2 protein-coding genes and 1 pseudogene are annotated in these 2,188 nt (G+C 69.4%); all 3 read right to left on the bottom strand.

The annotated features are described in order from the left end of the window. Positions 1-268, bottom strand: a pseudogene (locus G6023_RS07415) (hypothetical protein); the annotation flags it as partial. Positions 269-289: 21 nt separating this feature from the next. Then, positions 290-1,378 carry an inositol-3-phosphate synthase gene (locus G6023_RS07420; RefSeq protein ID WP_067720034.1) on the bottom strand — a complete coding sequence of 363 codons (1,089 nt, stop codon included), beginning with the start codon at positions 1,376-1,378 and terminating at the stop codon, positions 290-292. After that, positions 1,375-1,926 (bottom strand): PadR family transcriptional regulator, encoded by a 552-nt coding sequence (locus G6023_RS07425; RefSeq protein WP_067720031.1) that lies wholly within the window; start codon positions 1,924-1,926, stop codon positions 1,375-1,377. The genes G6023_RS07420 and G6023_RS07425 overlap by 4 nt, the downstream gene beginning before the upstream one ends. Positions 1,927-2,188 lie beyond the last annotated feature (262 nt).

Raw genomic sequence — 2,188 nt, forward strand, 5'->3', positions numbered from 1 at the left:
GCGCGGGGGCGGGGGAGACCGGCGGTGCCGGCGCGGGGGGCACGGAGACGGGCTGCGCGGTGTCGGGGGCCGTGGTGGTGGGGGCGGGAGTCGAGGATGACGACGACGACGAGGTGTCGGGCCGCGTCGTCGGCGAGGTGGCGGAGTCGTCCGCGGTGTCGGCGGAACAGGCCGAGAGTGCGACACCGGCCGCCATCGCGAGTGCGATGACGGCCGGGACACGACGACGCCCCGGGGTGGTGTGCGGGTGGTTCGTCGCTGTGTTCATACGATCCTTCTGCTGCGCTGGTCAGGCCCCGATGATGAAGGCCTCGAGCTCGGCGCGGGCCTTGTCGTCCGCCATCTGCTCCGGCGGCGACTTCATCAGGTACGCCGAGGCGGGCAGGATCGGTCCCCCGATGCCGCGGTCCTTGGCGATCTTGGCCGCGCGGACGGCGTCGATGATGATGCCCGCCGAGTTGGGGGAGTCCCACACCTCGAGCTTGTACTCGAGGTTGATCGGGGCGTCACCGAACGCGCGTCCCTCGAGACGAACGTACGCCCACTTGCGGTCGTCGAGCCACTCCACGTAGTCGGAGGGGCCGATGTGGACGTTGCGGTCGTGGATCTTGTCCTTGAGCGACCCCTCCAGGTTGGAGGTCACGGCCTGGGTCTTGGAGACCTTCTTGGACTCCAGGCGGTCACGCTCGAGCATGTTCTTGAAGTCCATGTTGCCGCCGACGTTGAGCTGGTACGTGCGGTCCAGCGCGACGCCGCGGTCCTCGAAGAGCTTGGCCATAACGCGGTGGGTGATGGTGGCACCGACCTGGCTCTTGATGTCGTCGCCGACGATCGGGACGCCGGCGCTGCGGAACTTCTCGGCCCACTCCGGGTCGGAGGCGATGAACACGGGCAGGGCGTTGACGAACGCGACGCCCGCGTCGATGCAGCACTGCGCGTAGAACTTGTCGGCCTCTTCCGAACCGACGGGCAGGTAGCTGACCACGACGTCGACCTCGGCGTCACGCAGGGCCTGCACGATGTCGACGGGCTCGGCGGCGGACTCCTCGATGGTCTCGCGGTAGTACTTGCCCAGGCCGTCGAGGGTGGGTCCGCGCTGCACGGTGACGCCGGTCGGCGGCACGTCGCAGAGCTTCAGGGTGTTGTTCTCGGAGGCGTTGATCGCCTCGGCGAGGTCCATGCCGACCTTCTTGCCGTCCACGTCGAACGCGGCGACGAACTCGACGTCGCCCACGTGGTAGTCGCCGAACTTGACGTGCATGAGTCCGGGGACGGTCTGGTCGATCGCGGCGCCGGCGTAGAACTCGACGCCCTGCACGAGCGAGGACGCGCAGTTGCCGACGCCGACGATCGCGACGCGCACCTTCTTGTCGGTCATTGGGGATCTCCTTGTGATGGGTTCTCTGTCCGGATGAGTTCATTGATCCAGCGCAGCTCGCGCTCGCTGGTCTCCAGCCCGAGCAACGTGAGTTGCCGGGCGTAGCGCAGTTCGGTGGGTCCGGCGCGGGTGGCGGCGTCGCGTTGGCTCTCGCGACGCTCCTCCAGCACCCGACGCCGGCCCTCGAGAAGGCGCACCCGGGCGGGCCCGGGAGTGCGGTCGAAGAACGCGAGGTGGACGCCGAAACCGTCGTCGGCGAACGACGCCGACACCGGCTCGTCGAGCAGGGCCGCTAACGTCCCCTTTCCGCGGGTGGTGATGCGGTAGGTCTTGCGCCCGCGCCGCGCGGTGGCGGGCGGCCTGGTGGCGGTGGCGGCCGAGGAGTCCTCGACGATGTCGCCCTGCTGCTGGAGGCGGCGCAGAGTGGGGTAGAGGGATCCGAAGGACACGGTCCGGACCGTCCCGAGCATCTCGGAGAGTCGCTTGCGCAGCTCGTAGCCGTGCATCGGCCGCTCGTCGAGCAGACCCAGGATGGCCAGTTCGAGCACTCCACCTCCCCCTTCCCGCGACTCGTGCCTGTGCGCGTCATGCGCCGTGTGTCATGCGACGGATTCAGACTGTACACCCGCTGATGTATCGGGCCGATATACCGAGTAGTGACATCGGTCCGACGTGTCGGCACGATCCGCTGCTCGCTCCGGCCCGGGCCCGCTGCAGGGGCCGTAGGCTGGACGCCGTGGACCAGGCCGACTCCCGCTCCCCGCGACCCGGCCCCCCGCCGGGGCCGGAGGACCCCACCGGCCGTGCGGC

Source organism: Dietzia sp. DQ11-71, assembly GCF_014144995.1.
GTDB lineage: Bacteria > Actinomycetota > Actinomycetes > Mycobacteriales > Mycobacteriaceae > Dietzia > Dietzia kunjamensis.

Excerpts from the sequence above, each read along its gene's own strand:
- G6023_RS07420 (WP_067720034.1), bottom strand. The coding sequence starts at position 1,378 with ATGACCGACAAGAAGGTGCGCGTCGCGATCGTCGGCGTCGGCAACTGC.